The sequence below is a fragment of the Alcanivorax profundi genome (genome assembly GCF_003597125.1).
GTDB classification, from domain to species: domain Bacteria; phylum Pseudomonadota; class Gammaproteobacteria; order Pseudomonadales; family Alcanivoracaceae; genus Alcanivorax; species Alcanivorax profundi.
In genome coordinates, this window is sequence record NZ_QYYA01000201.1 from 1 (window position 1) to 366 (window position 366).

1 protein-coding gene is annotated in these 366 nt (G+C 45.9%); it reads right to left on the reverse strand.

Features of this window, described 5'->3' with window-relative positions; genetic code table 11:
- A partial coding sequence (locus D4A39_RS19480; RefSeq protein WP_147393988.1) for an outer membrane beta-barrel protein occupies nt 1–366 on the reverse strand: 366 nt, incomplete at both ends.

Sequence of the window (366 nt, forward strand, 5' to 3'; positions counted from 1 at the left end):
CCTGTATATTCCCCTTTTTCAGCATTCTCAGTCAACTCGCAGTCAGGGAAACGCATACCCTGTCGGGCATAATAAGCACCCAGCGTAACACCCAGGCTCTTATTTATGCGATATTCCACATCTGCGCCGCCCATGAATCCAGCCTGATACTTAGGCTTTAGCGAGATTCCCTTCTCAGGTTCGAGAACCAATCCGCTCCAGTTAGCCAGAGATACACCAATACGGGGAATTACCGAGAATCTGCCTACCGGATTCTCCACTTCTTGTGCCTTTGCTCCCACAACAGCAAGCAGCAGCACCATCATTATAACTATTTTCTTTTTCATTTCCACAACAGTTTGTATATCATAATAACAAGAAACAAGG